We start from the raw sequence: 1,104 nt of genomic DNA on the forward strand, positions 1-1,104 counted from the left end.
GCCCAGATCCTGGCCGACGCCGTCGCCGAGGGCCGCCTGAACGCCGAGGAGCACTCGGAGCGGCTGGACACGCTCTACGCCGTCAAGACCGTCGGCGAGCTGGAACTGCTGGTACGGGACCTCCCCGCGCCGGCCGGCCCGAACTCCGCCACGGCTCCGGCCCCGGGCTCGGCCGCCGCCGCGTTCGGCCACTCCGCCGCCCCCTCCTCCGCCGCCGTGCCGTTCGCCGAGAGCGTGGTCGCGGTGTGCAGCAGCTCTTCCCGCCGCGGCCGGTGGCGGCCGGCGGCCCGCACCCGGGCCGTGTCCGTGATGGGCGACATCACCATCGACCTGACCGAGGCGGTCTTCGAGCAGCAGATCACCGAGATCGACGTGACCTGCGTCCTCGGAAACGTCGAAATCCTGGTGCCGGAGAATGTGACGCTGCGCGGATACGGGAACGGAGTTCTCGGCAATTTCGAGGTGCGCGGAGAAGGCCGCCCGCAGATCGAGCCGCAGGCCCCCGTGGTGATCGTCCGCGGCTTTTCCCTCCTGGGGAATATCGAGGCCCGTCCCAAGCTCGGCGCGCGCCTGGTCGACCTCGCCCTGCGGCTGCGCAAGCGGCTGGAGGGCTGAGCTGCTGCGGCGGCGGCCGGACCGGACTCGGACGAGGGTTGTATTTCGGTCGAACTTCCCCTGACTGGCACGCAGTGCATAGCGGTGGAACCAGCGGGTAGAGACAGGTGCATCGTCTCTCGCTCGCGAATACCGTCGTCAGGAGTAGACCGTGCAGCATGCGCCGCATCAGTCCCTGCAGGCAGTGGCAGTCCGGAGCCTTCCGGCTCTTCCGAAGCCGCGCGTGCCGGCCAGGGAAGAGGACGGCCCGTGGCACGCGGAGGCGGCGTGCCGCCGGGACGAGGCGGGACTCTTCTTCGCGCCGTCCAAGGAGCCGACGGCGGCCCGGCTGTCCCGCGAGGAGGCCGCCAAGCGCGTGTGCGCCCGCTGCCCGGTGATGGTCGCCTGCCGCGAGCACGCGCTGCTCCAGCCCGAGCCGTACGGCGTGTGGGGCGGCCTGACCGCCGCCGAGCGCCGGGTGGTCCTGGCCCGCCGCCGGCGCCGGGCGGC

2 protein-coding genes are annotated in these 1,104 nt (G+C 72.7%); both read left to right on the forward strand.

Annotated features, from left to right (window positions below):
* Positions 1–615: DUF1707 SHOCT-like domain-containing protein (locus tag GPJ59_RS36440; RefSeq protein WP_219672381.1), on the forward strand; the 615-nt coding region annotated here is incomplete at its 5' end.
* Between the two features lie 151 nt (positions 616–766).
* Positions 767–1,104, forward strand: a 338-nt coding sequence (locus GPJ59_RS36445) for a WhiB family transcriptional regulator (protein WP_374201018.1), incomplete at its 3' end; no start/stop codon positions are given.

Origin of the sequence: Streptomyces bambusae (genome assembly GCF_019400985.1) — a bacterium.
Taxonomy (GTDB): domain Bacteria; phylum Actinomycetota; class Actinomycetes; order Streptomycetales; family Streptomycetaceae; genus Streptomyces; species Streptomyces bambusae_A.